27 protein-coding genes and 2 tRNA genes are annotated in these 25,388 nt (G+C 72.2%); 17 read left to right on the forward strand and 12 right to left on the reverse strand.

Annotated features, from left to right (window positions below; genetic code table 11):
- Nucleotides 1-76: 76 nt before the first annotated feature.
- From ASF21_RS16505 to bcp, 4 genes are all read right to left on the reverse strand, one after another.
- A complete protein-coding gene (locus tag ASF21_RS16505; RefSeq protein WP_414826626.1) occupies nucleotides 77-199 on the reverse strand; it encodes a fasciclin domain-containing protein in 123 nt (40 codons plus the stop codon).
- A gap of 48 nt (nucleotides 200-247) precedes the next feature.
- The coding region (locus ASF21_RS10455) for a fasciclin domain-containing protein (RefSeq protein WP_157365867.1) at nucleotides 248-839 on the reverse strand (592 nt) is incomplete at its 5' end.
- Between the two features lie 681 nt (nucleotides 840-1,520).
- A tRNA-Leu gene (locus ASF21_RS10465) sits at nucleotides 1,521-1,602 on the reverse strand.
- An 83-nt stretch (nucleotides 1,603-1,685) separates the two neighbouring features.
- Nucleotides 1,686-2,159 (reverse strand): thioredoxin-dependent thiol peroxidase, encoded by a 474-nt coding sequence (gene bcp / locus ASF21_RS10470; protein ID WP_055770462.1) that lies wholly within the window; start codon nucleotides 2,157-2,159, stop codon nucleotides 1,686-1,688.
- Between the two features lie 164 nt (nucleotides 2,160-2,323).
- Here bcp and ASF21_RS10475 point away from each other — a divergent pair, with 164 nt between their 5' ends.
- Complete coding sequence (locus tag ASF21_RS10475) at nucleotides 2,324-2,827, forward strand: MarR family winged helix-turn-helix transcriptional regulator (RefSeq protein ID WP_082471440.1); 504 nt, start codon at nucleotides 2,324-2,326, stop codon at nucleotides 2,825-2,827.
- Nucleotides 2,828-3,061: 234 nt separating this feature from the next.
- The gene (locus ASF21_RS10480) at nucleotides 3,062-3,892 is read left to right on the forward strand and encodes a sigma-70 family RNA polymerase sigma factor (protein ID WP_055770467.1); all 831 of its coding nucleotides are present in this window, start codon (nucleotides 3,062-3,064) and stop codon (nucleotides 3,890-3,892) included.
- A 68-nt stretch (nucleotides 3,893-3,960) separates the two neighbouring features.
- On the opposite strand, the gene ASF21_RS10485 is transcribed toward ASF21_RS10480, so the two are convergent.
- Complete coding sequence (locus tag ASF21_RS10485) at nucleotides 3,961-4,977, reverse strand: glycosyltransferase family 9 protein (protein WP_082471441.1); 1,017 nt, start codon at nucleotides 4,975-4,977, stop codon at nucleotides 3,961-3,963.
- Between ASF21_RS10485 and ASF21_RS16855 the strand changes: the two genes are divergently transcribed.
- From ASF21_RS16855 to ASF21_RS10520, 8 genes are all read left to right on the forward strand, one after another.
- A complete protein-coding gene (locus ASF21_RS16855) occupies nucleotides 4,976-5,152 on the forward strand; it encodes a hypothetical protein (protein ID WP_157365850.1) in 177 nt (58 codons plus the stop codon). The two genes, ASF21_RS10485 and ASF21_RS16855, sit on opposite strands and share 2 nt — an antisense overlap.
- 6 nt (nucleotides 5,153-5,158) lie before the next feature.
- On the forward strand, nucleotides 5,159-5,707 hold the full coding sequence (locus ASF21_RS10490; protein WP_055770469.1) for a D-glycero-alpha-D-manno-heptose-1,7-bisphosphate 7-phosphatase: 549 nt from the start codon (nucleotides 5,159-5,161) through the stop codon (nucleotides 5,705-5,707).
- A complete protein-coding gene (locus ASF21_RS10495) occupies nucleotides 5,704-6,804 on the forward strand; it encodes a glycosyltransferase family 9 protein (RefSeq protein WP_055770471.1) in 1,101 nt (366 codons plus the stop codon). The genes ASF21_RS10490 and ASF21_RS10495 overlap by 4 nt, the downstream gene beginning before the upstream one ends.
- On the forward strand, nucleotides 6,801-7,802 hold the full coding sequence (locus ASF21_RS10500; protein ID WP_055770473.1) for a glycosyltransferase: 1,002 nt from the start codon (nucleotides 6,801-6,803) through the stop codon (nucleotides 7,800-7,802). Before ASF21_RS10495 ends, ASF21_RS10500 begins: the two co-directional genes overlap by 4 nt.
- Complete coding sequence (locus tag ASF21_RS10505) at nucleotides 7,799-9,091, forward strand: glycosyltransferase (RefSeq protein ID WP_055770476.1); 1,293 nt, start codon at nucleotides 7,799-7,801, stop codon at nucleotides 9,089-9,091. The genes ASF21_RS10500 and ASF21_RS10505 overlap by 4 nt, the downstream gene beginning before the upstream one ends.
- Nucleotides 9,092-9,231: 140 nt before the next feature.
- A complete protein-coding gene (locus ASF21_RS10510; RefSeq protein WP_055770859.1) occupies nucleotides 9,232-9,801 on the forward strand; it encodes an SIS domain-containing protein in 570 nt (189 codons plus the stop codon).
- Complete coding sequence (locus ASF21_RS10515) at nucleotides 9,798-11,165, forward strand: PfkB family carbohydrate kinase (protein ID WP_055770479.1); 1,368 nt, start codon at nucleotides 9,798-9,800, stop codon at nucleotides 11,163-11,165. The genes ASF21_RS10510 and ASF21_RS10515 overlap by 4 nt, the downstream gene beginning before the upstream one ends.
- Nucleotides 11,166-11,228: 63 nt before the next feature.
- On the forward strand, nucleotides 11,229-11,966 hold the full coding sequence (locus ASF21_RS10520; RefSeq protein WP_235498806.1) for an SDR family oxidoreductase: 738 nt from the start codon (nucleotides 11,229-11,231) through the stop codon (nucleotides 11,964-11,966).
- Here ASF21_RS10520 and ASF21_RS10525 read toward each other — a convergent pair.
- The gene (locus ASF21_RS10525; protein ID WP_055770482.1) at nucleotides 11,932-13,137 is read right to left on the reverse strand and encodes a glycosyltransferase family 9 protein; all 1,206 of its coding nucleotides are present in this window, start codon (nucleotides 13,135-13,137) and stop codon (nucleotides 11,932-11,934) included. The genes ASF21_RS10520 and ASF21_RS10525 overlap by 35 nt on opposite strands.
- 375 nt (nucleotides 13,138-13,512) lie before the next feature.
- On the opposite strand from ASF21_RS10525, the gene ASF21_RS10530 reads away from it, so the two are divergent.
- From ASF21_RS10530 to ASF21_RS10550, 5 genes are all read left to right on the forward strand, one after another.
- Complete coding sequence (locus ASF21_RS10530; RefSeq protein ID WP_055770485.1) at nucleotides 13,513-14,925, forward strand: aldehyde dehydrogenase family protein; 1,413 nt, start codon at nucleotides 13,513-13,515, stop codon at nucleotides 14,923-14,925.
- On the forward strand, nucleotides 14,925-16,460 hold the full coding sequence (locus ASF21_RS10535) for a PfkB family carbohydrate kinase (RefSeq protein WP_055770488.1): 1,536 nt from the start codon (nucleotides 14,925-14,927) through the stop codon (nucleotides 16,458-16,460). Before ASF21_RS10530 ends, ASF21_RS10535 begins: the two co-directional genes overlap by 1 nt.
- The gene (locus ASF21_RS10540) at nucleotides 16,457-17,320 is read left to right on the forward strand and encodes a glycosyltransferase family 2 protein (RefSeq protein ID WP_055770490.1); all 864 of its coding nucleotides are present in this window, start codon (nucleotides 16,457-16,459) and stop codon (nucleotides 17,318-17,320) included. Before ASF21_RS10535 ends, ASF21_RS10540 begins: the two co-directional genes overlap by 4 nt.
- A 58-nt stretch (nucleotides 17,321-17,378) precedes the next feature.
- Nucleotides 17,379-17,567 (forward strand): DUF2795 domain-containing protein, encoded by a 189-nt coding sequence (locus ASF21_RS10545; RefSeq protein WP_055770494.1) that lies wholly within the window; start codon nucleotides 17,379-17,381, stop codon nucleotides 17,565-17,567.
- A gap of 67 nt (nucleotides 17,568-17,634) precedes the next feature.
- A complete protein-coding gene (locus ASF21_RS10550) occupies nucleotides 17,635-18,648 on the forward strand; it encodes a cation diffusion facilitator family transporter (RefSeq protein WP_055770497.1) in 1,014 nt (337 codons plus the stop codon).
- 69 nt (nucleotides 18,649-18,717) lie between these two features.
- On the opposite strand, the gene ASF21_RS10555 is transcribed toward ASF21_RS10550, so the two are convergent.
- The 5 genes from ASF21_RS10555 to ASF21_RS10575 form a co-directional block, all read right to left on the reverse strand.
- Nucleotides 18,718-19,176, reverse strand: a complete 459-nt coding sequence (locus ASF21_RS10555) for a VOC family protein (RefSeq protein WP_055770500.1) — start codon at nucleotides 19,174-19,176, stop codon at nucleotides 18,718-18,720.
- Nucleotides 19,177-19,266: 90 nt separating this feature from the next.
- The gene (locus tag ASF21_RS10560; RefSeq protein WP_082471442.1) at nucleotides 19,267-19,989 is read right to left on the reverse strand and encodes a hypothetical protein; all 723 of its coding nucleotides are present in this window, start codon (nucleotides 19,987-19,989) and stop codon (nucleotides 19,267-19,269) included.
- Nucleotides 19,990-20,075: 86 nt separating this feature from the next.
- Nucleotides 20,076-20,318: a hypothetical protein gene (locus ASF21_RS10565; RefSeq protein ID WP_055770503.1), complete on the reverse strand. Its 243-nt coding sequence runs from the start codon at nucleotides 20,316-20,318 to the stop codon at nucleotides 20,076-20,078.
- 200 nt (nucleotides 20,319-20,518) lie between these two features.
- Nucleotides 20,519-20,591: transfer RNA gene (locus ASF21_RS10570), tRNA-Lys, on the reverse strand.
- A 93-nt stretch (nucleotides 20,592-20,684) separates the two neighbouring features.
- The gene (locus ASF21_RS10575) at nucleotides 20,685-21,800 is read right to left on the reverse strand and encodes a PQQ-dependent sugar dehydrogenase (RefSeq protein ID WP_082471443.1); all 1,116 of its coding nucleotides are present in this window, start codon (nucleotides 21,798-21,800) and stop codon (nucleotides 20,685-20,687) included.
- A gap of 95 nt (nucleotides 21,801-21,895) precedes the next feature.
- Between ASF21_RS10575 and ASF21_RS10580 the strand changes: the two genes are divergently transcribed.
- Nucleotides 21,896-22,885 (forward strand): 2-hydroxyacid dehydrogenase, encoded by a 990-nt coding sequence (locus ASF21_RS10580; protein WP_055770506.1) that lies wholly within the window; start codon nucleotides 21,896-21,898, stop codon nucleotides 22,883-22,885.
- A 37-nt stretch (nucleotides 22,886-22,922) separates the two neighbouring features.
- Here ASF21_RS10580 and ASF21_RS10585 read toward each other — a convergent pair whose 3' ends face one another.
- A complete protein-coding gene (locus ASF21_RS10585; protein ID WP_055770509.1) occupies nucleotides 22,923-23,417 on the reverse strand; it encodes a hypothetical protein in 495 nt (164 codons plus the stop codon).
- A gap of 236 nt (nucleotides 23,418-23,653) precedes the next feature.
- Between ASF21_RS10585 and ilvD the strand changes: the two genes are divergently transcribed.
- The gene (ilvD, locus tag ASF21_RS10590; protein WP_055770510.1) at nucleotides 23,654-25,381 is read left to right on the forward strand and encodes a dihydroxy-acid dehydratase; all 1,728 of its coding nucleotides are present in this window, start codon (nucleotides 23,654-23,656) and stop codon (nucleotides 25,379-25,381) included.
- The last annotated feature ends 7 nt before the right edge of the window (nucleotides 25,382-25,388 follow it).

A 25,388-nucleotide genomic window follows, 5' to 3' on the forward strand; every position in this document is an offset into this window, starting at 1 on the left:
TCCGGGACGATGCGACAGACAGAAGGACTCCCGCACGGGTGCGGGAGTCCTTCTGTCCGAATGGATCCGAGCGTCCTCAGCCGGCGGCGGGGGGCGTGAGGACGGCGTCGATGAGGTAGACGACGGCGTTGGCGGTCTGGACGCCGCCGCAGATGACGTTGGCGTCGTTGACCTTCAGTTCCTGGCCGGATCCGGTGATCTCGAGGTCGGCGNCGGGCTGGAGCGTGGCTGGAGGCAGTGCGCGTCCTTAGCCGGCGGCGGGGGGCGTGAGGACGGCGTCGATGAGGTAGACGACGGCGTTGGCGGTCTGGACGCCGCCGCAGATGACGTTGGCGTCGTTGACCTTCAGTTCCTGGCCGGATCCGGTGATCTCGAGGTCGGCGCCCTGGACGGTGGTCTGGGTGGTGCCTTCGAGYTCGGTGGGCTGGATCTTGCCGGGGACGACGTGGTAGGTGAGGATGCTGGTGAGGCCCTCGGTGTCGGTCTTGAGGCCTTCGACGGTCTCGGCGGGGAGGGCTGCGAAGGCGTCGTCGACGGGKGCGAAGACGGTGAATTCGTCGCCGTTGAGGGTGTCGACGAGGTTGACGTCGGGGTTGATGCCKCCGGAGACGGCTGCGGTGAGCTGGGTGAGGATGGGGTTGGCGCCTGCGGCGTTGGCGACGGGGAGCAGGGACATGCCTTCGACGGAGCCGTCGCCGGAGGGGACCTGYTCGGCGTAGCCGGCGCAGCCGGGGCCGACGAGGTTCGCGGCGGGGTCCATCATGGCGTCGGCCGAGGCGGAGGGGGCCATGCTGGCCTCTGCCGACGGCGATCCTACGGCGGCGGACTCTTCCTCCCCCNGCGTAGCCGGCGCAGCCGGGGCCGACGAGGTTCGCGGCGGGGTCCATCATGGCGTCGGCCGAGGCGGAGGGGGCCATGCTGGCCTCTGCCGACGGCGACTCGCTCTCCATGGGGGCTTCGCTGGCCATGGTGGCCTCGCTGCTCGGAGCGGACTCCGACGCTGCGTCGTCGCCGCCGCCACAGGCTGCGAGACCGAACATCGAGACTGCTGCGATCCCGAGGATCGAGAGGTTCCTGCGCTTGGTGATTCCCATGAGAATTTCCTCCATAGATATGACCCGGCGGGTGCCTGCGGTCTGGGGTATTGGGTGAAACACATCGTGTCGATGTCTCGGAGGTACTTCGGGCGCCCTCGGAGGGTGGATGGGTGGGATCACCAAAGAAAATCTCGGCGGGCCTGATCCGCCCGCTGGTTGTTACCTGCCCGTGACCTGCGGCGATGTCGCAGCACGCGTGGGGCGCACGCCCGACCGTGGTCCGGACAGGGTCGCGGCGGCCGCCCTGGGCGGGATGACGGGGTGGTGCAGGAGGTACGGATGGGACTGGGGGCGGCGGCCGCCGGAGTGTCACCGGCGTGCGGTCTCCAGCGCGCTTCACCCCGCGGTCACGACCGTGCGGAAAAGAGGCCGGCGTAGACCACGAAGGCCCCCGACGGAGTCCTCCGTCAGGGGCCTTCACCGTGCGCAAGAGGGGACTTGAACCCCTACGTCCGAAGACACTGGAACCTAAATCCAGCGCGTCTGCCAATTCCGCCACTCGCGCGCCGACGTCCCCGCGCGGGGGCTTCGTCGTCGCCCTACTCTACCGGGCCGGATCCGGACGCGGACCGGCGGCGGCGGCGGGTGCTACTGGTCGATGCCGAGGTCACGACGCAGCTTCGCGACGTGACCCGTGGCGCGCACGTTGTACTGGGCCAGCGCGACGTCGCCGGCCTCGTCGACGACGACGGTGGACCGGATGAGGCCCTCGTAGGTCTTGCCGTAGTTCTTCTTCTCGCCCCAGGCGCCGTAGGCCTCGGCGACGCCGTGGTCCTCGTCGGAGAGGAGGGGGAACGTCAGGGCTTCCTTCTCGACGAAGGAGGCGAGCTTGCCGACGGGGTCCGGTGAGATGCCGAGGACGGAGTAGCCGGCTGCGTCGAGGGAGGCGAGGTTGTCGCGGAAGTCGCACGCTTCGGTGGTACAGCCCGGGGTCGCCGCCGCGGGGTAGAAGTAGACGACGACCTTCCGCCCCCGCAGGGAGGACAGCGTGACGCTGGTGCCCGCGGCGTCGCTGAGCGTGAAGTCGGGGGCACTATCACCGGTGGCGAGTCGTTGCGACATGCATACTCCTGAGGATCGGTCGGGTGGCCGGGCGGATCCCTGCGGGAGCAGGCCCTGTTCGGCCGGCCGGCGATGGTTCACTAGCCAGCCTAGCTATCATAGGTGGAAGATCCGACGCCGACGGCGGCTGCCGGTTGCGCAAGCGAGAGGAAGTGCACTGTTCTATGCCCGATCTGGAGCAATGGCCCACCGGTCGACTGCTGACGACGGCGGCGCGTCTCGTCGAGCACGCATGGAACGAGCGTCTCGTGGACATCGGGGTGACGCACGCGGGTGTGATCGCGCTCGGTGTCCTGGCCGATCAGGGGGCCATGACGCAGGCGAGCCTGGCGCAGATCGTCCGGGTGCAGGCGCAGACCATGGGGAAGACCCTGTCCAGGCTCGAGTCGCGGGGACACGTCACCCGTGTCCGGAACGATCTCGACCGCCGATCGCACCTCGTCTCCATTTCTCCCGCAGGCAGGCAGGTCCTGGATGCCGCGGACGACATCGAACGCACCCTCGTGGCGGGGGGCGGGCTGGTCTCGGACGAGCTGAGGGCCCACCTGCAGGTCGTCATCCGGGAGCTGGGCGCTCCGCGGTGGAACTGGGCGGCCACGGCCGCTCCCGCAGGCGCATCCATCGGGACACCGGACGCCACCGATCCGGCCGCTACGGTCCACAGCTGACCTGCGCCTGAGCGGCTGAGAGCTCCGCACCCCCTGCTCACCCACCCCCTGCCGGTCCGGCAGGGGGTTTTTCGTGCGCCAGGAGCCCGCGTTGCGACGCCGACGGTATACCTGACAGAAGCAGGCAAGGAAAGACCTCCGAGGAAAAGGATCGAGGAGGAGAAGGTGGTTGCGTACTAAGCAGGCTGATGTTTTGTTGGGGACGTACGTGTCCACCGCCCGACGGAGATCAGCATGCAGAGTACCGCCACGTCCAGGCCGACCGATGGAGGCCCCCTGCGCCCGCCCGCAGGGACGCGCGACGTCGGCGTCCGGCCGGGCGGCTGCAGCGCCACGGAACAACCCCTCAAAGCGGCTCTGCAGGACGACATCGCGCTGCGGCACATGGATCTCGCGGAATCCGTGGCCCGCTCCTTCGCGGTGACGGGCCCCGAGGCCTCCGATATCCGGCAGGTCGCCTACCTCGGCCTGATCAAGGCCGTGCAGCGCTTCAATCCGGGGCGCGGCGTCCCGTTCGCCTCCTTCGCCATCCCCACGATCGCGGGTGAGATCAAGCGCTACCTCCGTGATTCCTGCTGGGTCATCCGGCCTCCGCGGGAGGTCCAGGACCTCCGCACGGAGATCGCGCGGACGGCGCCCGCCATGGCGCAGCGGCTGGGCCGCGAGGCGACGGCACGCGAACTCGGGGTCGAGCTCGGCTGGCCGGAGCACAAGGTCCTCGAGGCGCAGGCCTCCCACTCCAGCCTCCGCCCCGATTCCCTCGACGCTCCGTTCGAGGGCCGGAGCTGGGCTGACATGCTCGCCACCGACTCCAACGGCATGGACCGCAGCGATGACATGATCTCCCTGCGTGGAGCCGTCAACGAGCTCGACGGCAGCGAGAAGGAGATGCTCTACCGGCGCTATTTCATGGAGCAGACGCAGCAGGTCATCGGCGACGAACTGGGGATGTCGCAGATGCAGGTCTCCCGGATGCTCGCCCGTATCCTCGTGAAGCTGCAGAAGCGCCTGCTGGGTGCACCTGCCCCCGAGCACGCGCGCGGTGTGCGGACGAATATCGCCTGAGTCCGCAGCATCGTCCGCCGGTCTGCAACCGACTCCCCGGGCGGCCGCCCGGATCCCGGGCCGTCCGGCTAGGAGATGCCGTGCGCCGCTGCCGCCGCCAGGACCTGGTCGGCGGTCACCGCCATCAGAGCGGGGTCGGGTGTGGGCGAGAACGTCTCCCCGACGCGCAGCGACTCGTCGGTCAGGACCGTGTGCGGACCGGGGGGTGGTCCCCACTCCGAGGCCGGCGCCGGCCCGAAGAGCACCACGGAAGGCCTCGCGTACGCCGAGGCGAGATGCGCGGCACCGGTGTCCGCCGAGATGACGAGGGATGCGCCCGCGACGAGGCGGGCGAACCTGTCGAGGGGGAGGTTCCCGGCCGCGACCGTGTCCTCGGGCAGTCCCGCGGCGTCGGCCACGGCGAGTGCCCGGGGCCGCTCCTTCCCGCTGCCGGTGAAGACCACCCGGTGGCCCGACGCCGCCAGGGCGCGGGCCACCGCCGCGAACCGTTCGACGGGCCACAGGCGGCTTCCGTACGCCGCACCCACGTGGACGACCACGGCGTCGGGCGCGGGGCTGTCGCCGTCGGGCACGCGCAGCCTGCAGTCCAGGGGGTCGGCGGGTACGCCGTGCCAGCTGACGAGGCGCGCCCACCGCTCCCGCTCCAGCACGCCGTCCTCCCACTCCGGACCCTCCCAGCCGGGTGAGCGGTGACCCATGCGGCGCTGCGCACCGATCTCCTCCAGGCGCGCGCGGCTCTCCTCGCCGTTGCCGTGCAGGTTGACCGCGAGGTCGATCCGCCCGTACTCGATGGGCAGCGGATCGTCCAGCCCGTGGGTGGGCAGGAGGTCGTCGATCGCATCCGTCAGTCCGACGACGGGCCGGAGCCACTCCTGGGCCGCGTAGAGGATGCGGTGCTCGGGGAAGGCCCGCCGGAGGCCCTTGAGGGCGGGCACGGCGACCAGGAGGTCGCCCAGCTTCAGCGCACGCAGCGCGAGGATCTCGGGCCGGCCGTCCGGCGCCGGCGTCGAAGGGGACGCAGCCCCTGGACGTACGTGGGGGATCGGCTGCTGCGCGCCGGCGGTGCTGGAGCCCTCGGAAGTCATGCGGATCATCCTGCCAGAGGAAGCGGGCAGGCCCGGCCGGACCCGTCGCCGCCGCAGCCCCACGGGCAGCGGCGGAGGTACCACCCGGTGGAGCAGCGGCAGACGGAAGGAGAAGCAGGAGGAGGAGAAGAAGTTCGGCGAGAAGTGTTTAGTCCTGCTGCTTCCCGGGAACTAAGCCTGTATGCATACTTCGGCCGAGCGACCACGGACCGCCCCCAGCGCCGTCCTGTTCGACCGCGACGGGACGATCGTCGTGGACGTCCCCTACAACGGTGATCCGTCCCTGGTCCGGCCCATGGCCGGCGCCAAGGAGGTCCTCGACGGCCTGCGCTCGCGCGGCATCCCCGTCGGCGTCGTCACGAACCAGTCGGGCATAGCCCGCGGCCTCGTCACGCGCGGGCAGGTCGACGCCGTCAACGCCCGCGTCGAGGAACTGCTCGGACCATTCGACGTCTGGGAGGTCTGTCCACACGGCAGCGGGGACGGCTGTGCCTGCCGCAAGCCCGAGCCCGGCATGGTGCTCTCGGCGACCGCGCGCCTCGGGCTCGAGCCCGGCGAGGTGGCCCTGATCGGTGACATCGGGGCGGACATGGGTGCGGCAGCCGCCGCGGGAGCCCGCGGGGTTTTGGTGCCGACGGACATCACGCTGCAGGACGAGGTCCGTGACGCCCCTGCGGTGGCCGGGACGCTCGCCGGAGCCGTGGACCTCCTCTGGGCGGGCACCGCATGAGGCGCACGGTGCTGGTGGCACGCCTGGACAGCGCCGGGGACGTGCTGCTCGCCGGCCCCGCCGTCCGGGCCATCGCCGCCGGTGACCACGGGGACTCGCCCAACGACGTCGTCATGCTCTGCGGACCGCAGGGGGCGGCGGCGGCACGCCTGCTGCCGGGTGTCGTCGACGTCGTCGTCTGGCGTGCGCCGTGGATCATCGATCCCGCACCCGAGCCCACACCGGAGCTCGTGCAGGACCTGCACGACGCCGTGGTGGCCGCGGACGTGGACGAGGCAGTGATCCTCACCTCGTTCCACCAGTCGCCGCTGCCGCTCGCCCTGCTGCTCCGCCTCGCAGGGGTTCGGAGGATCGCCGGTGCGTCCGTCGACTACGCCGGCTCCCTGCTCGATGTCCGGCTGAAGCCGGGCGAGGACTTCCCGGAGGACCAGCCGGAGGCCGAGCGTGCGCTCGGCATCGCCGAGGCGGCGGGGTACGCACTGCCCCCGGGCGACGACGGCCGCCTCCGGGTCACCCATCTCGCCGACGCCGCCGAGCTCGTCGGGCGGGGGCCGTACGTGGTCGTCCATCCCGGCGCGTCCGTGCCCGCCCGGGCCTGGCCGCCGCTGCACCACGCGGCCGCCGTCGAACTCCTGACGGCCGCCGGCTTCCGGGTGGTCGTCACCGGCGGCCCCGACGAGACAGAGCTCACCTCGACGGTCGCAGGACCGGAGGCCCTGGACCTCGGCGGCCGGACCGACCTGCCGGCCCTCGGTGCGGTCCTCGCCGGAGCGACCGTGGTGATCACGGGGAACACCGGCCCGGCCCACCTGGCAGCAGCAGTGGGCACGCCCGTCGTCTGCCTGTTCTCACCCGTGGTCCCGGCGGTCCGGTGGGCGCCCTACCGGGTGCCGGTGGAACTGCTGGGCGACCAGGACGCGGCCTGCGCGCTCAGCCGCGCGCGCATCTGCCCCGTCCAGGGACACCCGTGCCTGTCCGACGTCTCGCCGGAGGACGTGGTGGACGCTGTCCTGCGGCTCGGGTCCGGAATATCGTCACTCGGCTCGCGCCGCAGCATCGGCCGCACCGACGGCCGCAAAACGAGGGGAAACCGATGAGGATCCTGGTATGGCACGTCCACGGCGGATGGACCGACGCCTTCGTGCGGGGCGAGCACACCTACGTGCTGCCCACGACGCCCGACGGCGGTCCCTGGGGGCTCGGCCGGGCAGGCCGCGACTGGCCGTCCTCCGTGATCGAGGTGGCTCCCGCCGATCTCGCGGACGCCGGCATCGACGTCGTCGTCCTGCAGCGTCCCGAGGAGATCGCCGAGTGCGAGCGCCTCCTCGGCAGGACACCGGGACGCGACCTTCCCGCCGTCTTCCTCGAGCACAACACGCCCCGCCGCGACATCGTGGGCTCCGTCCACCCCCTCGCCGGGCAGGACGAGATCCCGATCATCCACGTGACGCACTTCAACGAGCTCTTCTGGGACAACGGGGGAGCGCCCACCACGGTGATCGAGCACGGCATCGTGGACCCGGGCTACCTCTACACGGGGGAGCTGCAGCAGCTCGCCGCGGTGATCAACGAGCCGGTCCGGCGCGGACGCATCACCGGTACCGACCTGCTGCCCCGTTTCGCGGGCATCGCACCGCTCGAGGTGTTCGGCATGGGCACCGACGGGCTCGGCGACTCCCTCGACCTCGGGCCCGGCGAACTGCGGATCGGCGGCGACCTGCCGACGGCCGAGCTGCACGCGCGGCTCGGGCGCTCCAGGGCCTACGTGCACCCCCTGCGCTGGACCTCGCTCGGTCTCTCGCTCCTCGAGGCCATGCACGTGGGCCTCCCGGTCCTGGTCCTGGCGACGACGGAGGCGGCACGCGCGGTGCCGCCGGGGGCCGGGGCCGTCTCCACGCGCGTCGACGACCTCGTCCGCGTGGCAGCCGAACTCATCGACGACCCCGACGAGGCCCGCGCACGCGGACTCGTGGCACGGGACGCGGCCCTGGAACGCTACGGGCTCGCCCGGTTCCTGGCCGATTGGGACGACGTCCTGGGACAGGAGCCCACCCGGCACCGCGTCCTGGCGGTTACAGAAAGGAGAGCGCAGTGAGGATATCGATGGTGTCTGAGCATGCAAGTCCACTCGCGGCACTGGGGGGCGTCGATGCCGGCGGACAGAACGTCCACGTCGCCGAGCTGTCCCTGGCACTCGCCCGGCGCGGTCACGATGTCACCGTGTACACGCGCCGCGACGACCCCGCCCTCCCGGACCGGGTCCGGACCGACGCGCGGCTGGAGGTCGTCCACATCGACGCCGGTCCCGCCCGCCACGTCCCCAAGGACATGCTGCTGCCCTTCATGGGCGAACTCGCCGACGGGATCGTCCGGGACTGGGGACAGGAGCCGGCGGACATCGTCCACGGCCACTTCTGGATGTCCGGGCTCGCCGCGCTCGATGCCGCCCGCCAATCGCGCAGCGTGGGCCGGGACGTCCAGGTCCTCCAGACCTTCCACGCCCTCGGCACCGTCAAGCGGCGGCACCAGGGCGTCGAGGACACCAGCCCGTCCGAGCGGCTCATGCTCGAGGCCATGGTGGGGCGCAGCGCCGACCGCGTGGTGGCCACCTGCTCGGACGAGGTGTTCGAGCTCAAGGCCATGGGCGTGCCCGCTAACCGCGTCTCGATTGCGCCCTGCGGCGTGGATCTCGACCTCTTCGGTCCCCACGGACCGGTGGAGGAGCGGGAGCGGCCGCACCGGATCGTCAGCGTGGGCCGCCTCGTGCCGCGGAAGGGCATGGACCTCGTGATCCGGGCGCTCCGTGAACTCGCCGACACCGGACGCGACGACGTCGAACTCCTGATCGTCGGCGGGGGCGGCAACACGTCCGTCCTCGAGGACGATCCGGAGGCGCAGCGGCTCGTCGCGCTCGCCACGGAGCTCGGCGTCGCCGACCGCGTGGTGCTCCGCGGCCAGGTCTCCCGCGCCGAGATGCCCGCCCTCCTCCGCAGCGCCGACGCCGTCGTCTGCGCCCCGTGGTACGAGCCGTTCGGGATCGTCCCCCTCGAGGCCATGGCGTGCGGGGTCCCTGTCGTCGCGGCCGCCGTCGGCGGGCTCGTGGACACCGTGGTGGATGGCAAGACCGGCCTGCATGTCCCGCCCCAGGATCCTGCGGCGATCGCTGTCGCCGTCGCCGAGGTGCTGGCCGATCCCACCTGGGCGCGGGAACTCGGGGACAACGGCCACCGGCGCGTCCGGGCACGCTACTCCTGGAGCCGCATCGCGGCCGACACGGAGAAGGCCTACCAGCTGGCGCTCGGGGCGGCAGTCCCCGCAGCACCGGCAACAGCGCGGCGGAGCGCCGCGCGTCGACTCGAGAGCACAGGAGGCAGGGCACTGTGACCACGCACCTTTCCGACATCTCCACCGTTCGTGCGGCACCGGCCGCCCCGGCCCGGGAGGGGGTAGCCCTCGCCCCGGCGCACCGGGACCAGGAGCGTCGTCCGCAGGACGCCGTCCAGCAGGACGCGCGCCGGATCGTCATGGAGCACCTCCGCGCCGTCAGCCCGGCGGTCGAGTCCCTCGCGCAGAACGCGGGGACCCTCGCCGGGTGGGGCATCGAGATGGCGACCCGGCTCATCGCGGGCCAGCGGCTCCTCGCCGCCGGCAACGGCGGCTCCGCCGCCGAGGCCCAGCACCTCACCGCGGAGCTGGTGGGCCGGTTCGACGGGGAACGTGAGCCCTTCTCGGCCATCTCCCTGCACGCCGAGAGCTCCGCGGTCACCGCGATCGCCAACGACTACGGCTTCGACCAGCTGTTCGCACGCCAGGTTCGCGCCCACGGCCGTCGCGGCGACATCCTGGTGCTGCTCAGCACCAGCGGCAAGAGCCCGAACCTCCTCGGCGCCGTCACCGCAGCCCGCGAGGCGGGCATCACCACGTGGGCGCTCACGGGAGCGGGGCCCAACCCGCTGACCGAGTGCGTGGACGACTTCATCGCCGTCGAGGCGCAGTCCGCCAACGCGCAGGAGGGCCATCTGATCGCGCTGCACGCCATCTGCCGCGCCTTCGACGCGGAGGTCCGCCGCCGTCGCCAGGAGGAGCAGCGATGAGGATCGTGGTGGTCGGCGACGTGCTGCTCGACACGGACCTGTCCGGCGGAGCGGGCCGCCTGTCACCCGACGCTCCGGTGCCGGTCGTCGACGTCGACGCGGTCCGGCGCCGCGCCGGTGGTGCCGGGCTCGTGGCGCGCATGCTGCAGGACGACGGCCACGAGGCCGTCCTGGTGACGGTCCTCGGGGATGATGCCGCCGCCGGCCTGCTGCGCGCGGAGCTTGAGGGCATCACCGTGATCGCCGGTCCCTCGGGGGCGCCCACGCCGGTGAAGACCCGCGTGCGGGCCTCGGGCCAGCCGGTGGTGCGCTTCGACGAGGGCTGCGCCACGCCGCCCGTCCCCGGGTGCACCGCCGACATGCTCGCGGCCCTGGCGGACGCGGATGCCATCATCGCGGCCGACTACGGCCGCGGGCTGCTCGCCGACGAGGAGCTCCGCGGCCGCCTGGAGGCCCTGACGGCCTCCACGCCGGTGGTGTGGGATCCGCATCCCGCAGGTGCCCGTCCGGTCCCGGGCGTCGCCGCGGTCACGCCGAACCTCGGGGAGGCACTGCGCTTCGCCGGCGTGGCGGGTACCGGCACCACGGGGGCGGCATCGGCCGCCGAAGCCCTGCTCGCGGACTGGGGGAGCCGCGCCGTCATCGTGACGATGGGCGAGCACGGTGCCCTCGTCGCGGCGTCGGGGCTCCTGCCCCAGGTTGTCCCCGCGCCGCGCGTCACCGCCACCGATCCGTGCGGTGCCGGCGACCGTTTCGCGTCGGCGCTCGCCCTCGGCCTCGCCGCGGGGATGACGACCGACTCCGCTGCCCAGCAGGCGGCAGAAGCTGCCGCGCACTTCCTCGCCGCCGGCGGTGTCGGTGCGATGGGAGGGCCACGGGAGGACGCGCCCCGGCAGCTGCCCGTGGACGGTCTGGACGCCCTGACCGTCGCACAGCGCACGCGGGATGCGGGGGGCACGGTGGTCGCGACCGGCGGATGCTTCGACCTCCTCCACGCCGGCCACGCCCGGACGCTCGCGGCTGCCCGCCGGCTCGGCGACTGCCTGATCGTGTGCCTGAACTCCGACGAGTCGGTCCGCGGACTGAAAGGCGAGCACCGGCCCATCATCAAACAGGAGGACCGCGCCGAACTGCTGTCCGCCCTCGAATGCGTCGATGCCGTGCTCGTGTTCGGCGAATCGACGCCGGAGAACGCCATCTCCCGCCTGCAGCCCGACATCTGGGTCAAGGGCGGCGACTACGCGGCCGAGGACCTCCCGGAGGCCGCCCTCGTGAGCAGCTGGGGTGGACGGACGGTCACCGTCCCCTACATCCCGGCCCGCTCCACCACGAAACTTGCAGCCGCGCTCGCACGCGTGGGCTGACGAGCTGCACATCCGCACGCGATCCGATCCGATGGGCCGCGTGCACGCGACGAAAGGAACAGCATGAGCGAGAACATGAGCGAGACCAGCAGCCGGACCACGAGCGGCACCGGCGTCAACCCCGGCCGCGTCCTGGTCACCGGGGGAGGCTCCGGTCTGGGCGCGGCCATCGTGCAGGGCGTCCTGGCCGCGGGAGGCACCCCGGTGGTGCTGGACCGCGACATCAGCCGCGTCACCGGCGTGAAGGCCTTCGAGGTGGACGTCGCCGACCGCGAGGCGGTCGAGAAGGCCGTGCGCGAGGCGGCGGAGACGATGGACGGGCTCGACGCCGTCGTGACCGCAGCCGGGATCGACCGCTGCGGCGCGCTCGACACGGTGCCCGCCGAGGAGTGGGAGAAGGTGATCGGCGTCAATCTGATGGGGACGGCGTCGACGGCGCGAGCCGCCCTGCCGTACCTCAAGCAGACGCACGGGCGCGTGGTCACCATCGCCTCGACCCTCGGCATCAAGGCCGTGGGGGATGCGACGGCCTACTGCGCCTCGAAGTTCGGGGTCATGGGCTTCTCGCAGGCGCTCGCCGCGGAGACAGCAGGGCAGATCGGCGTCACGACGATCATCCCGGGCGGCATGAAGACCCGCTTCTTCGACGACCGCGACGAGCAGTACAAGCCGCAGGACGACTCACGGCTCAACGACCCCGAGCGCGTGGCCGAGGCCATCCTGTTCGCGCTTTCGCAGCCCAGGAGCTGCGAGATCCGCGAGATGGTCATCGCCCACGCAGAAGAAGGCTCGTGGCCCTGAGTTCGGCCACGTCCGCGTAGACGGCATCGGGCTGGACGGTCGCGACGAACGAGTCATCGTGCTCGCAGCGCTCCGCCGTCCAGCCCACCTGCGTGACGTCCACCCCGCACACGGGGCACTGCGACACCCAGGAGAAGTGGACGCGGTGGAGCGTGCGGCCGATCGCGCCCGCGTTGATCACGTTGCCGATCCAGTACACGCCGACGGTCGGGGTGCCCACCGCCTGTGCGAGGTGCCGCGGGCCGCTGTCGTTGCCCACCATCACCGCGCTCCGGTCGAGGACACCCGTGAGCTCGCCCAGCGTGAGCTGCCCCGCAAGGGACCGCACGTTCGCGGCGGGCGCCGCCGCGCGGGCGAGCCCTACGATCTCCTCCGCCGTGCCGGCGTCGCCCGCGTCACCGACCACCACCACCTCGCAGCCGTCCGCGGCCGCGCGCACGGCCACCTCCGCGAAGGACGACGACGGCCACCGCCTCCGCGGATCCGTCGCACCCGGATGCAGGGCGATCACGGCGCCGTCGCCCGTGAGCCGCCGGGCGTGGTCCGCCTCGGCCGCCGTGACCTGCACACGCGGCTCGAGATCCACCGGCACGGCACCGGCCAGTCCCACGACCTCGAGAGCCCGGAAGACCTCGTGCTGGTAGTAGACGTAGGGGATGGTGCGTTCGAGTGCGGCGGCGTCGGGCGTGCGCGTACCGATGGTGTGGCGGGCGCCGAGACGCAGCACGAACGGATTGGAGTTGCGTCCGCCGCCGTGCAGCTGCACCGCGAGGTCGAAGGAGCCGGACAGCTCGTCGAAGAAACCGTCGACGGCGGCCGTGTCCGCCATGCCGTCCACCCCGCCGTCCACCCCGCCGTCCACCCCGCCGTCCACCGCGCCGCCGGGCCGGACGCCGGGGGAGAAGGGCAGCTCGACGATCCGCGACACCGGTCCCGGCCTGCCCCCGAGCAGGGCGGCATGACCGGGCATGCCCAGCAGGGTGATCTCCGCGTCGGGGTAGCGGGACTTCAGGGCGGCGATGGCCGGCAGCGCGAACATGAGGTCACCCAGCCCGCCGCCGCGCAGGACGGCGATGCGCCGGACGTCCTCGAAGGGCGGGAGCACCGGGCCCACGGCCCGTGCCGTGTCCTGCCTGCCGCCGAAGTCCGCCGTCGTCTGTCCCTGCCCCATGCGTGTGTTCCCCGTTCGTGTCGTGTCGTGTCGTGTCGTCGGCACCGTGCACCGTGCACCGTGCACCGTGGTCATGCGTCGTGGTCCTGACCCGGTCGGGCGACGGATGTGCCTGCCTCCAGCTGTACACAGCAGCAGGGGTGCTGTCCATGCCTTTCACGGACCCGATCCATCGATCGCACCTGCTGCCGCAACCATATGCTAAGCGTGCTGATGGTCACGCGGGAGCGGCGTAGAAATCGGCCCCTGTGCTGTGTGAAGCAGCGGGAGCGGGGTATGGAACCAGCAGCGGCGGCCGTCGTGCCCGGATCCCATCGGCGATCAGGGCGGAACAGCCGCAGCAGACCAGCAGCACGCCGAACGCCAAGGAGCGCAATGTCCATCCAGTCCCAGGCACCCACCCTGCTTGATGCGCAGGACGACGCGTCCATCACGATCACGAGCCCCCTGGACGGGTCGGAGGTGGGCTCCCTGCCCTGCACCACCCGCGAGCAGATCGGCCGCGCCGTGTCCCTCGCCCGCGCCGTCCAGCCCGAATGGGCCGCCACGAGCCCGGCCGATCGCGGAGCCGCCCTACGTCGGGCAGCAGCAGCACTGCGCGCCGGTGCCGAGGAACTCGCGGCCCTCAATACGCGGGAGACGGGCAAGCCCCCTGCCGACGCGCTCGGCGGGATCGAGGCCGGCATCTCCACCTTCGAGCAGTACGCGGAACTCGGTCCCGTGCACCGGGGACTGAGTCTCCGCGGCGCGGCCACCGCCAGCGACTACACCGTCGCCGAGCCCCGCGGGATCGCCGTGCTCCTCACCCCCTGGAACGATCCCGTGGCGGTCGCAGCGGGCCTCATCGGCGCAGCCCTCGTCACCGGCAACACGGTCATCCACAAGCCGAGCGAGCGCTGCCCGCACGTGGGCGAGATGCTCGGGCGGCTCCTGCAGCCGGCCTTCCCCGACGGCGTGCTCACCACCCTGACCGGGGACGGCGACGTGGGCCGGCTGCTCACCATCGAGACCGACGTCGACGTCGTCGCGCATGTGGGCTCGAGCGCCACGGGCGGGCGGATCGCCCGCGCGGCCTCCCTCACCGGTGCGCACGTGATCCGCGAGAACGGCGGCAACGATCCCCTCCTCGTCGACGCCGACGTCGATCCGGTGTGGGCCGCAGGCCAGGCGGCGCTCGGCGCCTTCGCCAACGCCGGCCAGATCTGCACCTCGGTGGAGCGGATCTACGTCCACCGCGACATCGCCGAGCCCTTCCTCGCCGCGCTGACCGAGGAGGCGCAGGCCTGGACCGGCAGCAGCGGCTTCCCGCCACTGGTCGACGAACGCATGCGCGACGCCGTGGAGGCGCAGGTCGGTGAGGCCCTCCAGCTCGGGGCGCGCTGCCTGGCCGGGGGCTCGGTGCCGGACGGACCCGGCGCCCACTACCCGGCGACGGTCCTGGCGGACTGCACGGGATCGATGACCGTGATGACGGAGGAGACCTTCGGGCCCGTGGCTCCCGTCACCGTGGTGGACAGCTTCCACGACGGCCTCCGCCTCGCCGCGTCCGGACCGTACGGGCTCGCCGCCTCGGTGCTGACCGGGAGCATCGCCCACGCCCAGCAGGCCATCGCGGCGCTCGCCGTCGGAACCGTCAAGGTCAACGCCGTGTTCGGTGGTGCGCCCGGCGGGGCCGCCCAGCCGCGCGGCATCAGCGGCGCCGGATTCGGCTACGGCCCGGAGCTGCTCGACGAGTTCGCTCTCGTCAAGGTGGTCCACATCAGCTCACCACCGCAGGGGGACGCCTGATGGCCGGCACGGGCGGGCCCGTCGGGGTCCCGGACGGCGAACTGTCGGAGGTGCGGGGCCTCGCGGCCTGGCTCCCGGCCGCCATCGCCGACCGCGCACCGCGCATCACGGTGGTGGGGGACGCGATGCTCGACGGCTGGTGGAGCGGCACCATCGAGCGGTTCTGCCGCGAGGCGCCCGCACCCGTCGTCGACATCACGCGCCGCGACTACGCCGCGGGCGGAGCGGCGAACACGGCGATGAACCTCGCTGCCCTCGGCGCGCGGGTGCGGATGTGCGGCCTGATCGGCGACGACGACGCCGGCCGCCGGCTCCGCGGGATCCTGGACGGGGCGGGCGTGGACACCACCGACCTCGTCCAGGACGCCCTGGTGGGCACCACGACGAAGTACCGCATCCTCGGCGGCGACCAGGTCATGCTCCGCCTCGACGACACCCATGACGGCCTGCCCGCCGCCGCGATCACGGCCCTCGCTGCCCGCGTCCCGGACGCCGTGGCCGGCGCCGACGCCGTGATCGTGTGCGACTACGGATCGGGAGCCCTCGGAGACGAGGTCCGCGCGACGCTCCGGCCCGGGGCAGGCCTGCACCCGGACACCCTCGTCGTCGTGGACGCCCATGACACGGCCGCCTGGGCCGGGGTGCAGCCGCACATCGTGACACCGAATGCGGGCGAGGCGGCACAGGTCCTCGGTATGCGACTCGATCCGCGCTCCGACCGCGCGTCGGTGGTGGCGGCGCGGCGGAGCGAGCTGCTGGCCGCGACCGCCGCCGCAGCCGTCGTCGTGACGCTCGACCGGGACGGGACCGTCCTGCTGACCCCGGACGGGGAGGCACACCGCACGTGGGCCCAGCCCGTGACCGAGAAGCAGGCCTCAGGCGCCGGGGACACCTTCGTGGCCGGCCTCACCGTGGCCCGCGCAGCGGGACTGCCGCTGACCACGAGCCTCGACCTCGCCCAGGCCGCCGCGGATGTCGTGGTACACCGGCCCGGCACCTCCGTCTGCACGACGTCGGACCTCACGAGCCACCTGCAGCAGTTCGCGGACACGGCCCTCCCCACCGTCGACCTGCTGCGGCGGCTCGAGGAGGACCGCGCGGCCGGCCGGCGGATCGTGCTCACGAACGGGTGCTTCGACGTGCTGCACCGCGGCCACACGCGCTACCTCAACCAGGCCAAGCAGCTCGGTGACGTCCTCGTGGTGGCCCTCAACGACGACGCCGGTGTGCGGCGGCTGAAGGGCCCCGACCGTCCGATCAATCCCATCGCCGACCGCGCAGGGATCATCGCCTCGCTGAGCTGCGTGGACTACGTCACCGTCTTCGACACGGACACCCTGGTGCCGCTGATCGAGCTCGTGCGCCCCGACGTCTACGCGAAGGGCGGCGACTACACGGCCCAGATGCTGGAGGAGACCCCGGCCGTCGAGGCGTGCGGCGGGCGGGTCAGCATCCTCGACTACGTGCCGGAGCGCTCCACCGCGGCCGTCGTCCGGCGGATCCGCTCGGCGCCCCTCGCGGGTGACGCGCCGTGACGCCGCGCTGGTCGGGGGAGTGGGCGCTCGAGGTCCTTGGCGAGGAGCCCGCCGTCGACGTGCTGATCCCCTCCTTCGGGCGTCCGGCGGAACTGGCGGTCACCCTCTCGGGGCTCGCTGCCCAGGAGGGCGTGCCCTTCCGCGTGACCGTGAGCGACCAGACGGAGGGTGACGCCGCGTCCTTCGTGCAGCCGGCGGTCCGGGCCATGCTACGGGTGCTCGAGGCGCAGGGGCACCCGGTCCGGCTGGAGCGGCACCTGCCGCGCCGGGGCCTGGCCGAGCACAGGAACTACCTCCTCGGTCTCGCGACGGCGCCGTTCGTGCTCTTCCTCGACAACGACGTCTGGCTCGAGCCGGGCTCCCTGGACCGGATGAGCAGGGCGCTCCGCGGCGCCGGGTGCGGGTTCGTGGGATCCGCAGTGCAGGGCCTGTCCTACCTCGGCGACCGGCGGCCGCACGAGCGCAGCGAGCTCCGGCTGTGGCCGGACAACGAGGTCCTGCCCGAGCGCATCCGCCGCGGCACGGAGGGCTTCGCCCGGTGGCCGCTGCACAACGCCGCCAACCTGGCGCACGCCGCCGTCGAGCTCGCGATCCCGCCCGGTGAATGGCGCCTCTACCGCGTGGCCTGGGTGGGCGGGTGCGTCCTGTTCGATCGCGACGCCCTCGTGGAATGCGGCGGGTTCGACTTCTGGGACCGGCTCCCTTCCGGACATGCCGGCGAGGACGTCGCCGCGCAGTGGCGCGTGATGGAGCGCTACGGCGGCGCGGGCATCATCCCGTCCGGCGCGGTGCACCTCGAGGCACCCACCACGGTGACAGACCGTGACACAGACGCTGCCCACGTGATCCTGGGCCAGTGACGGTGCCCCCACCCGGCACGCACCTGCAGAGCATCGAACCGACACGAAGGAGCACCACATGGCAGATCCGAGCCCGATCGACATCCAGAAGGCACTGGGCGGCCTGGACTACCCCGCCTCCAGGGACGACCTCGTGAAGCACGCCGAGGACAAGGGCGCGGACGCGTCGGTCCTCGACACACTGAAGAACCTGCCGGACCGCGAGTTCGACTCGCCGACGGATGTGAACAAGGAAGCGTCGGCCTGAGGACAGCACCGGCGGCGGTGCCCGACCAGGGTGCCGCCGCCGGCGCCCGGCGTCCGGAGGGGACGACATGAAGCAGGACAGTGGGACGACGGCCAGGTCGACGGGCAGGCCGACCGCGGAGGAGAAGGACGGGGGCGCGTCCGGCGGGGAGCGACCCGTGACGGTCATCATCGCGTTCATCGCGAACCTGCTCGTCGCGGTCGCGAAGACCGTCGCAGCGATGATCACCGGTTCCGCGTCGATGACCGCGGAGTCCGCCCATTCGTGGGCCGATACGGGCAACCAGGTGTTCCTGCTGGTCGCCGAGCGGAAGTCGAGACGTCGCAGGGACGCCGCGCATCCCGTCGGCTACGGCCGCGAAGCCTACGTGTGGTCGATGTTCGCCGCCTTCGGGCTCTTCACCGCAGGCGCCGTCGTGTCCATCACGCACGGCATCCAGCAGCTCCTGAAGCCCGAGCCCGCCGGCGACTACGGGATCGCCTACGCCGTCCTCGCCGTGGCGTTCGTGCTGGAGGGGATCTCGTTCGCCCAGGCGTTCCGCCAGGCACGCACGGCCGGGCGGAGCACCGGCACGTCCACGCTGAGGAGCGTCTCGACCACCTCCAACCCCACGCTCCGGGCCGTCTTCGCGGAGGACTCCGCCGCGCTGATCGGGCTCGTCGTCGCGTTCGCGGGCATCCTCCTGCACCAGCTCACCGGCTCCCCGGTCCCGGACGCCGTCGGATCCATCCTCGTCGGTGTGCTGCTCGGGGTGATCGCCGTCATCCTCATCGACCGGAACCGCCGCTTCCTCGTCGGCCAGGCCGTGTCGCCGGAGCTGCGCGCATCGGTCGCCGGGCGCCTGGGTGCGCATCGGAGCATCGAGCGCGTCACGTACCTGCACCTCGAGTACGTGGGGCCCGACCGGCTCTACCTGGTGGCAGCGGTGGACCTGGTCGGCGATCGGGCGGAACACGAGGTGGCAGTGGCCCTGCGCGCCGTCGAACGCGACATCGAGGACCACGAGCGCATCGAGGAGGCCGTGCTGACCCTCTCGACGCCGGACGAGCCGGCCCTGACGTTCGCGGCGCACGGCCCCTGAGCCGCGTCCGCGCCGTCCCGCTGCCCGGTCCCTCTTCCCGGCTCCGCCCCGGCTGCCCGGCCGGACCGGCTAGCCGCCCACCTCGGCGTCCTCCACGGTCGGGGCGGACTCACCGCCGCCCGGACCCGCGATGTTCACCATCCAGGAGACCCCGAAGCGGTCGACGCACATGCCGAAGCTGTCGCCCCACGGCGAGGCGGCGAGCGGCATCACCTCCGTACCGCTGCCCGCCAGGGCCGCCCAGTAGCCCCGGAGCTCCGCCTCGTCATCCCCGCTCAGGGACAGCGAGTGGCCGGCGGGGGCGCGGTACTCCATGCTGTTCGGCGTGTCCGCAGCCATGAGCACCTGACCCGACGGGGTGGTGAGCATCGAGTGCATGACCTTGTCCTGCTCGGCCGGGTCCTCGCTCACCTGGTACTCGGCGAACGTGCTGCGCTGCAGGTCACCGCCGAACACCGACCGGTAGAAGTCCATCGCCTCGGCGGCGGTGTCCCTGAAGCTGAGATAGGTGTTGATCGTTGCTGCCATGGTGCTCTCCCGTCGTCCGCGCCCTCCGACGCTGCCTGTGGGAGCGATTATGGCCGAGCACACCGCGCCAGGGAAGGGGTGCGGACACGCTCAGGAGGGCGACGGCTCCGGACGTGGACCGATCGCGCCGGCCACACTCTTCTCGAGCGAGGTGATGGTGGCGTCCGGCAGCACGATCAGCCCGTCGAGCTCCCGGCGCGCCCGCCGGTAGGCCGTCTGGCGTTCGGCGGCCGTCGCGGCGTCGTCCACCGCGACGGTGACGAGCTTCCTGGCCGTCTCGAGGCGCGCGCGCTCGTCCGCGGTGAATCCACTGGCCCGCACGCGGCGCGCCTCGGTCTCGGCGACCTGGAATGCGACGTCGTAGGACGTGACGGCCGAGCGGTACGCGGTGAGCTCGTCGGGCAGGACGTCGGACGGGTCCTGGGGCCGCAGTGCGTCCGCCTCACGCTTGGCACGGAGGAAGGCGACCGTGAGGGGCTCCCTGACGTCCGTCATGGTCGGGTAGTCGATCAGCTTCGCCGCGTCCAGCTCGTAGGAGAGCCAGCGCCGGTCCACGTCGTCGTGCATGCGCCCGATGTGCAGGACGTCCCGTGCCCGGCCCGAGAGTGCCTGAGCCGATGGCGTACCGGCGAGCTCCGGTGGTGCCGCCGGGGCGGGTGGCATGGCCGGGTTCTTCAGCCGGTACAGCTCCATCCTGCGCTGGTGGCGCCGTTCGCCGGCCTCGGACCAGGACCTGCCCCAGACGGCGAAGACACCCGAGAGGGGGAAGACCAGCCACCAGTAGTTCCCGGCGAAGGACAGGATTTCGTTCACGGCTCCATGGTAGGCCCGGACTCCTCGCCGCCGCCGTCTCCGGCGCGGTCGCGGTCAGGGCTGGTACCGGCCGTGGTGTCCGCAGCTCAGACGGTCGTGTCCTCGCGCGGCCGCCGGGACCTGCGCGTGCGGCGGAAGACCGACACGAGGATCAGGGTGCTCACGAGGAGGTGGAGGATCGAGAGCGACGGGAGGACCGTCAGGAGCAGGAGTGTGACCAGGACGAGGAGGACGGCCGTCCGCGTGAAGGGGAGGAACTCCGGCGGGATGGGACGAGGCCAGGGGTGGTAGTCGAAGGTGGGCGCGTCATCCGCGGCTTCACGGGCCATGGTCGTCCTTCCGGCGTACGGGACCTGCGCCTGGGGCGCTCCTGCCATGGTGCTGCGGCGGGGGTCGCGCAGGCAACGGCGGGCGGGCCGCGCGACGGCTCTTGACCGCTGCAGCGGCATGCGGGCGGGGGACGGAAGGGCCCGGACATAACGAAACCCCGCCGTGCAGGCGGCGAGACCTGGACGACGGGGTAACGAGGTGCACCCCTCGGGACTTGAACCCGAAACCCATTGATTAAGAGTCAATTGCTCTGCCAATTGAGCTAGAGGTGCGAGGCGCTTCACCGTCCGATTTCACTCGGTCGGGTCAACCGCAACAGCATGAAACTCTACCAGCACTTCTGCCCAAACATGAAACCGGGGCGCTCAGTCCGCCTGCGCGACGGCCACCCGCAGCAGGCGCGCTCCGCCCGTCTCGTTGGTCGCGACGAGCAGTGACCCGTCCGCTGCCGCCGCCACGTCCCGGAGCCGCCCGTGATCACCGTCCAGGTGGCTGACCGGCTCACCCGCGGTTCCTCCCCGCAGGGGCACCTGCCACAGGCGCTGTCCACGCAGCCCGCCGATGTAGGCGACGTCGTCGACGATCGCCATGCCGCTGGGCGACGACGACGCCGTCGACGGCCACACCACCTGGGCGTCGACGAAGCGGGCGTCCCCCGGCGCACCGGTCACCTCGGGCCAGCCGTAGTTTCCGCCCGCCCGGATCAGGTTGAGTTCGTCGTCGACCTCCGGGCCGAACTCGGTGGCCCACAGGGCACCGTCGGTGTCCCAGGCCAGACCCTGCACGTTGCGGTGGCCGAGACTGTAGACGGGGGAGCCGGGCGTCGGGTTGTCGGGCGGGACCGCACCGTCGCGTTCGATGCGGAGGATCTTCCCGGCGAGGCTTCCGGGGTCCTGGGCGTCCTGACGTCGACCGGCGTCGCCGGTGCCGACCCAGAGGGCGCCGTCCGGGCCGACGGCGATCCTCCCGCCGTTGTGGATGTCCCCCTTCGGGATCCCGGTCAGGATCGGTGCGGGCTCACCGAGAGCACCGCCGCTGTACGGCAGGCTGACCACCCGGTTGACGGCCTCGGCCGTGTAGTAGGCGAAGACGGCGTCCGGAGCGCCCACCGGGTCGACCGCGAGCCCGAGCAGCCCGCCCTCGCCGCCGGCCGCCGCGGCTTCCGGGATGCTGCCGATCACCCCGTCCGTGGTACCGCTGATCCGTCGGATCTCTCCGGTCTCGCGGTCGGAGACGAGCAGCGAGCCGTCGTCGAGGGCGACGACGGACCACGGCACGCCGAGCCCCGTGGCAGCGTCCCCCTCGTAGGAGAGCGAGGGAAGGGCGGCGCCGGCGGGGGCGGGGGAGGCCGAGGCTCCGGCGAAGAGCGGCCGGGGTCCGCCGGAGTCCGCCGAGCAGCCGGCCAGGACCAGCAGCGCACAGGCCGCAAGGAAGGCCCGGGCGCAGATGCGGGCGTCCCGCCGGCGTGCGGTGGCTGGCATGGTCCGACCCTAGGTCCGTGCCGGTGAGGTGTCCACACCGCCGGTGTCGCCGTCCACGACCGGGCGCCCGGGCCGGCCGGCGCTAGGCTGGCGCCATGACCCCCTCGGCCGCATCCGCCTCGTCGTCGCCCTCCGCACGCATCCCCGTCGTCAGCACGCTGAGCGTACCGACCGCCGATCTGCGCGATGCCCTCGCGGACATCTCGCCGAACGTCGAGGTGGTGCTCTGGGACTTCATCGGCGCGCCCGTCGGCGCCGATCCCGCCGGGATCCAGGCCGCGGTCCTCCCGTACACGGGCCGCGCTCATCTCGACGGCGCGCTCGATGCCGCGCCGAACCTCGTCCTCGTCCAGACGCAGTCCACGGGGTACGACGGCGTGGCCGACCTCGTGGGAGGCGGGGTGGCGATCGCCACGGCGTCGGGCGTGCATGCCGCGGCCACCGCCGAACTCGCCGTCGGGCTGGCCCTCGCGTCGCTCCGGGGGATCGACGACGCCGTGCGGCAGCAGGCCGACGGCCGGTGGTCGCCCGCGCGCCACCCGGGCCTCGCCGACCGGCGGGTGCTGCTCGTCGGCGTCGGCGGGATCGGCGAGGAGATCCGGCGCCGCCTCGTGACCTTCGAGGCCACCGTGACGAGGGTCGGCAGCACGGCTCGCGAGGACGGGATCGGCCATGTGCACGGCGGCGACGAGCTGGCCGCGCTCGCTCCGGACCACGACGTGGTGGTCGTCATCACGCCCCTGAGCGACGCGACGCGCGGACTGATCGGGCGCGAGGTCCTCGCCGCACTGCCCGACGGCGCGCTGGTGGTCAACGTGGCGCGCGGCGCCGTCGTGGACACCGACGCCCTCACGGCCGAGGTCCTGACGGGCCGCCTGAGGGCCGCCCTCGACGTCGTCGACCCCGAACCGCTGCCGGCGGACCACCCGCTGTGGCGTGCGCCGGGCGTCATCATCACGCCGCACGTCGGTGGCAACACCGAGGCTTTCCCGCCCCGGATCCTCGCCCTGCTCGAGCGCCAGGTCGCGCTCCTCGGCGAGGGCCGGGCTCCGGAGAACCTGGTGGCCTGGGGCCCCTGGGCCTGACGGCCGCCGGAGCCGGTCCGGCCCCGATTCCCGGGAGTCAGGCCATGGCGATGAAGGCGTCCATGAACGCCGTGAAGTCGAGGCAGTCGTCCTCTTGGTCGAGGAGCAGGGGCGTGCCCGGCCCGATGTCGAGCACGGGTTCCGCAGCGACGTCGAACCGGAAGATCCGGCCCGTGCTGGTGCCCACCTCGAAGCTGTCGTCGTCGTCCCACTGCAGGGCGTGCGCGAGGTTCGTCATGTTCACCTCGACGGGGACGCCCGCACCGGTGATGGCCGCCAGATCCACGGGGGCGATCATGAGTTCCATCGGCTTCCAGCGGTAGCCGACCACGAAGGCGGACGGCGCGGGGGGCTGCGTGGCCGGTACCCTCGTCGACCGCCGGCTCCCCGCAGCGGTGCGGCGGGCCGCGAACACGAGGTTGTAGTCACCGTAGTTCGGGATCTGGCCGTCGAAGACACGGCGCAGGGCGTTCTTCAGACCCTGGCCCCCGTCGAACGGGAGGGCGGTCTCGTGGGGCTCTTCGGGAGTCATATCACGCCGTTGCGGTAGGAGGCTGTCGGACCGGTCCCGACGGCGGGACCCTGAGCGGAGCACCCGGCCCGCAGGCGGGTCGGTTCGCCCGCGAAGACCACACTGTACCGGAGCGTCGAGGGCCCGCACGAGGGGCCCGCCGGGGCCGGGAGATGCCTTCCGCGCAGGCCACGACGGGCTGTAACAGGAGGGTCACATGGCGAAACGTGCCTGCAACACCGGCCTAGACTTCCACCATGACCGTGGACACAACGCCGGAGACAACACCGCAGACAACGCCAGACATCAAACCCCGGAGCCGCGTCGTCACGGACGGCATCCATGCGGCCCCCTCCCGCGGAATGCTCCGTGCGGTGGGCATGGGCGACGACGACTTCGCCAAGCCCCAGGTCGGCGTCGCGAGTTCGTGGAACGAGATCACCCCCTGCAACCTGTCCCTCAACCGCCTGGCGGAGGGCGCGAAGGAGGGTGTCCGGGACGCGGGCGGGTTCCCGATGCAGTTCGGCACCATCTCGGTCTCCGACGGCATCTCGATGGGCCACGAGGGCATGCACTTCTCCCTCGTCTCGCGCGAGGTGATCGCCGACTCGGTCGAGACCGTCATGCAGGCCGAGCGCATCGACGGGTCCGTCCTCCTGGCCGGTTGCGACAAGTCCCTGCCGGGCATGCTCATGGCGGCGGCCCGCCTCGATCTCGCCTCCGTCTTCCTGTACGCGGGCACCATCATGCCGGGCTTCGCGAAGCTCGAGGACGGGACCGAGAAGGAGGTCACCCTAATCGACGCCTTCGAGGCCGTCGGCGCCTGTGCGGCCGGCACCATGAGCCTCAAGGACCTCGACAGCATCGAGCGCGCCGTCTGTCCCGGCGAGGGTGCCTGTGGCGGGATGTACACCGCCAACACCATGGCCTGCATCGGCGAGGCCCTCGGGATGTCCCTGCCCGGATCCGCCGCTCCTCCCTCCGTCGACCGGCGGCGCGACGCGTTCGCCCAGAAGTCCGGCGAGGCCGTCGTGAACCTCCTGCGCCTCGGCATCACGGCGCGCGACATCATGACCAAGAAGGCCTTCGAGAACGCCATCGCGGTCACCATGGCCTTCGGCGGTTCGACGAACGCCGTCCTGCACCTGCTGGCCATCGCCCGTGAAGCAGAGGTGGACCTCACGCTCGACGACTTCAGCCGCATCGGTGACACGATCCCGCACCTGGGCGATCTCAAGCCCTTCGGCCGCTACGTGATGTTCGACGTCGACAAGGTGGGCGGCGTGCCAGTCATCATGAAGGCTCTGCTCGACGCCGGCCTGCTGCACGGCGACTGCCTCACCGTCACCGGCAAGACGCTCGCGGAGAACCTCGCGGACATCAACCCGCCGGACCTCGACGGCAAGATCCTGCGCGCTCTCGACAACCCGATGCACAGGACCGGCGGGATCACCATTCTCCACGGGTCCCTGGCGCCCGAGGGTGCCGTGGTCAAGAGCGCCGGGTTCGACGCCGACGTCTTCGAGGGCACTGCCCGCGTCTTCGAGCGTGAGCAGGGGGCCCTGGACGCCCTGGACGCAGGAGCCATCCACGCGGGCGATGTCGTGGTGATCCGCTACGAGGGGCCGAAGGGCGGGCCGGGCATGCGTGAGATGCTCGCGATCACCGGGGCCATCAAGGGGGCCGGACTCGGCAAGGACGTGCTCCTGCTGACGGACGGCCGCTTCTCGGGGGGCACCACGGGCCTGTGCATCGGGCACGTCGCCCCGGAAGCGGTCGACGGCGGTCCCATCGCCTTCGTGCAGGACGGTGACCGCATCCGCGTCGACATCGCCGCCAAGAGCTTCGACCTGCTGGTCGACGAGGCCGAGCTCGAGGAGCGGAAGGTGGGCTGGGCGCCGCTGCCCGCCCGCTACACCAAGGGCGTGCTGGGCAAGTACGCGAAGCTCGTGCACTCGGCGTCGACGGGCGCCTACTGCGGCTGAGCGACCG

It is taken from the genome of Arthrobacter sp. Leaf234 (assembly GCF_001422665.1).
Classification (GTDB): Bacteria; Actinomycetota; Actinomycetes; order Actinomycetales; family Micrococcaceae; genus Arthrobacter_D.

Bases quoted from the DNA above. Each gene is read 5' to 3' on its own strand.
- bcp (WP_055770462.1), bottom strand. From the start codon at position 2,159: ATGTCGCAACGACTCGCCACCGGTGATAGTGCCCCCGACTTCACGCTC.
- ASF21_RS10475 (WP_082471440.1), top strand. From the start codon at position 2,324: ATGCCCGATCTGGAGCAATGGCCCACCGGTCGACTGCTGACGACGGCG.
- ASF21_RS10480 (WP_055770467.1), top strand. From the start codon at position 3,062: ATGCAGAGTACCGCCACGTCCAGGCCGACCGATGGAGGCCCCCTGCGC.
- ASF21_RS16855 (WP_157365850.1), top strand. From the start codon at position 4,976: ATGCGGATCATCCTGCCAGAGGAAGCGGGCAGGCCCGGCCGGACCCGT.
- ASF21_RS10485 (WP_082471441.1), bottom strand. From the start codon at position 4,977: ATGACTTCCGAGGGCTCCAGCACCGCCGGCGCGCAGCAGCCGATCCCC.
- ASF21_RS10490 (WP_055770469.1), top strand. From the start codon at position 5,159: ATGCATACTTCGGCCGAGCGACCACGGACCGCCCCCAGCGCCGTCCTG.
- ASF21_RS10495 (WP_055770471.1), top strand. From the start codon at position 5,704: ATGAGGCGCACGGTGCTGGTGGCACGCCTGGACAGCGCCGGGGACGTG.
- ASF21_RS10500 (WP_055770473.1), top strand. From the start codon at position 6,801: ATGAGGATCCTGGTATGGCACGTCCACGGCGGATGGACCGACGCCTTC.
- ASF21_RS10510 (WP_055770859.1), top strand. From the start codon at position 9,232: ATGGAGCACCTCCGCGCCGTCAGCCCGGCGGTCGAGTCCCTCGCGCAG.
- ASF21_RS10515 (WP_055770479.1), top strand. From the start codon at position 9,798: ATGAGGATCGTGGTGGTCGGCGACGTGCTGCTCGACACGGACCTGTCC.
- ASF21_RS10520 (WP_235498806.1), top strand. From the start codon at position 11,229: ATGAGCGAGAACATGAGCGAGACCAGCAGCCGGACCACGAGCGGCACC.
- ASF21_RS10525 (WP_055770482.1), bottom strand. From the start codon at position 13,137: ATGGGGCAGGGACAGACGACGGCGGACTTCGGCGGCAGGCAGGACACG.
- ASF21_RS10530 (WP_055770485.1), top strand. From the start codon at position 13,513: ATGTCCATCCAGTCCCAGGCACCCACCCTGCTTGATGCGCAGGACGAC.
- ASF21_RS10535 (WP_055770488.1), top strand. From the start codon at position 14,925: ATGGCCGGCACGGGCGGGCCCGTCGGGGTCCCGGACGGCGAACTGTCG.
- ASF21_RS10545 (WP_055770494.1), top strand. From the start codon at position 17,379: ATGGCAGATCCGAGCCCGATCGACATCCAGAAGGCACTGGGCGGCCTG.
- ASF21_RS10550 (WP_055770497.1), top strand. From the start codon at position 17,635: ATGAAGCAGGACAGTGGGACGACGGCCAGGTCGACGGGCAGGCCGACC.
- ASF21_RS10555 (WP_055770500.1), bottom strand. From the start codon at position 19,176: ATGGCAGCAACGATCAACACCTATCTCAGCTTCAGGGACACCGCCGCC.
- ASF21_RS10565 (WP_055770503.1), bottom strand. From the start codon at position 20,318: ATGGCCCGTGAAGCCGCGGATGACGCGCCCACCTTCGACTACCACCCC.
- ASF21_RS10575 (WP_082471443.1), bottom strand. From the start codon at position 21,800: ATGCCAGCCACCGCACGCCGGCGGGACGCCCGCATCTGCGCCCGGGCC.
- ASF21_RS10580 (WP_055770506.1), top strand. From the start codon at position 21,896: ATGACCCCCTCGGCCGCATCCGCCTCGTCGTCGCCCTCCGCACGCATC.
- ASF21_RS10585 (WP_055770509.1), bottom strand. From the start codon at position 23,417: ATGACTCCCGAAGAGCCCCACGAGACCGCCCTCCCGTTCGACGGGGGC.
- ilvD (WP_055770510.1), top strand. From the start codon at position 23,654: ATGACCGTGGACACAACGCCGGAGACAACACCGCAGACAACGCCAGAC.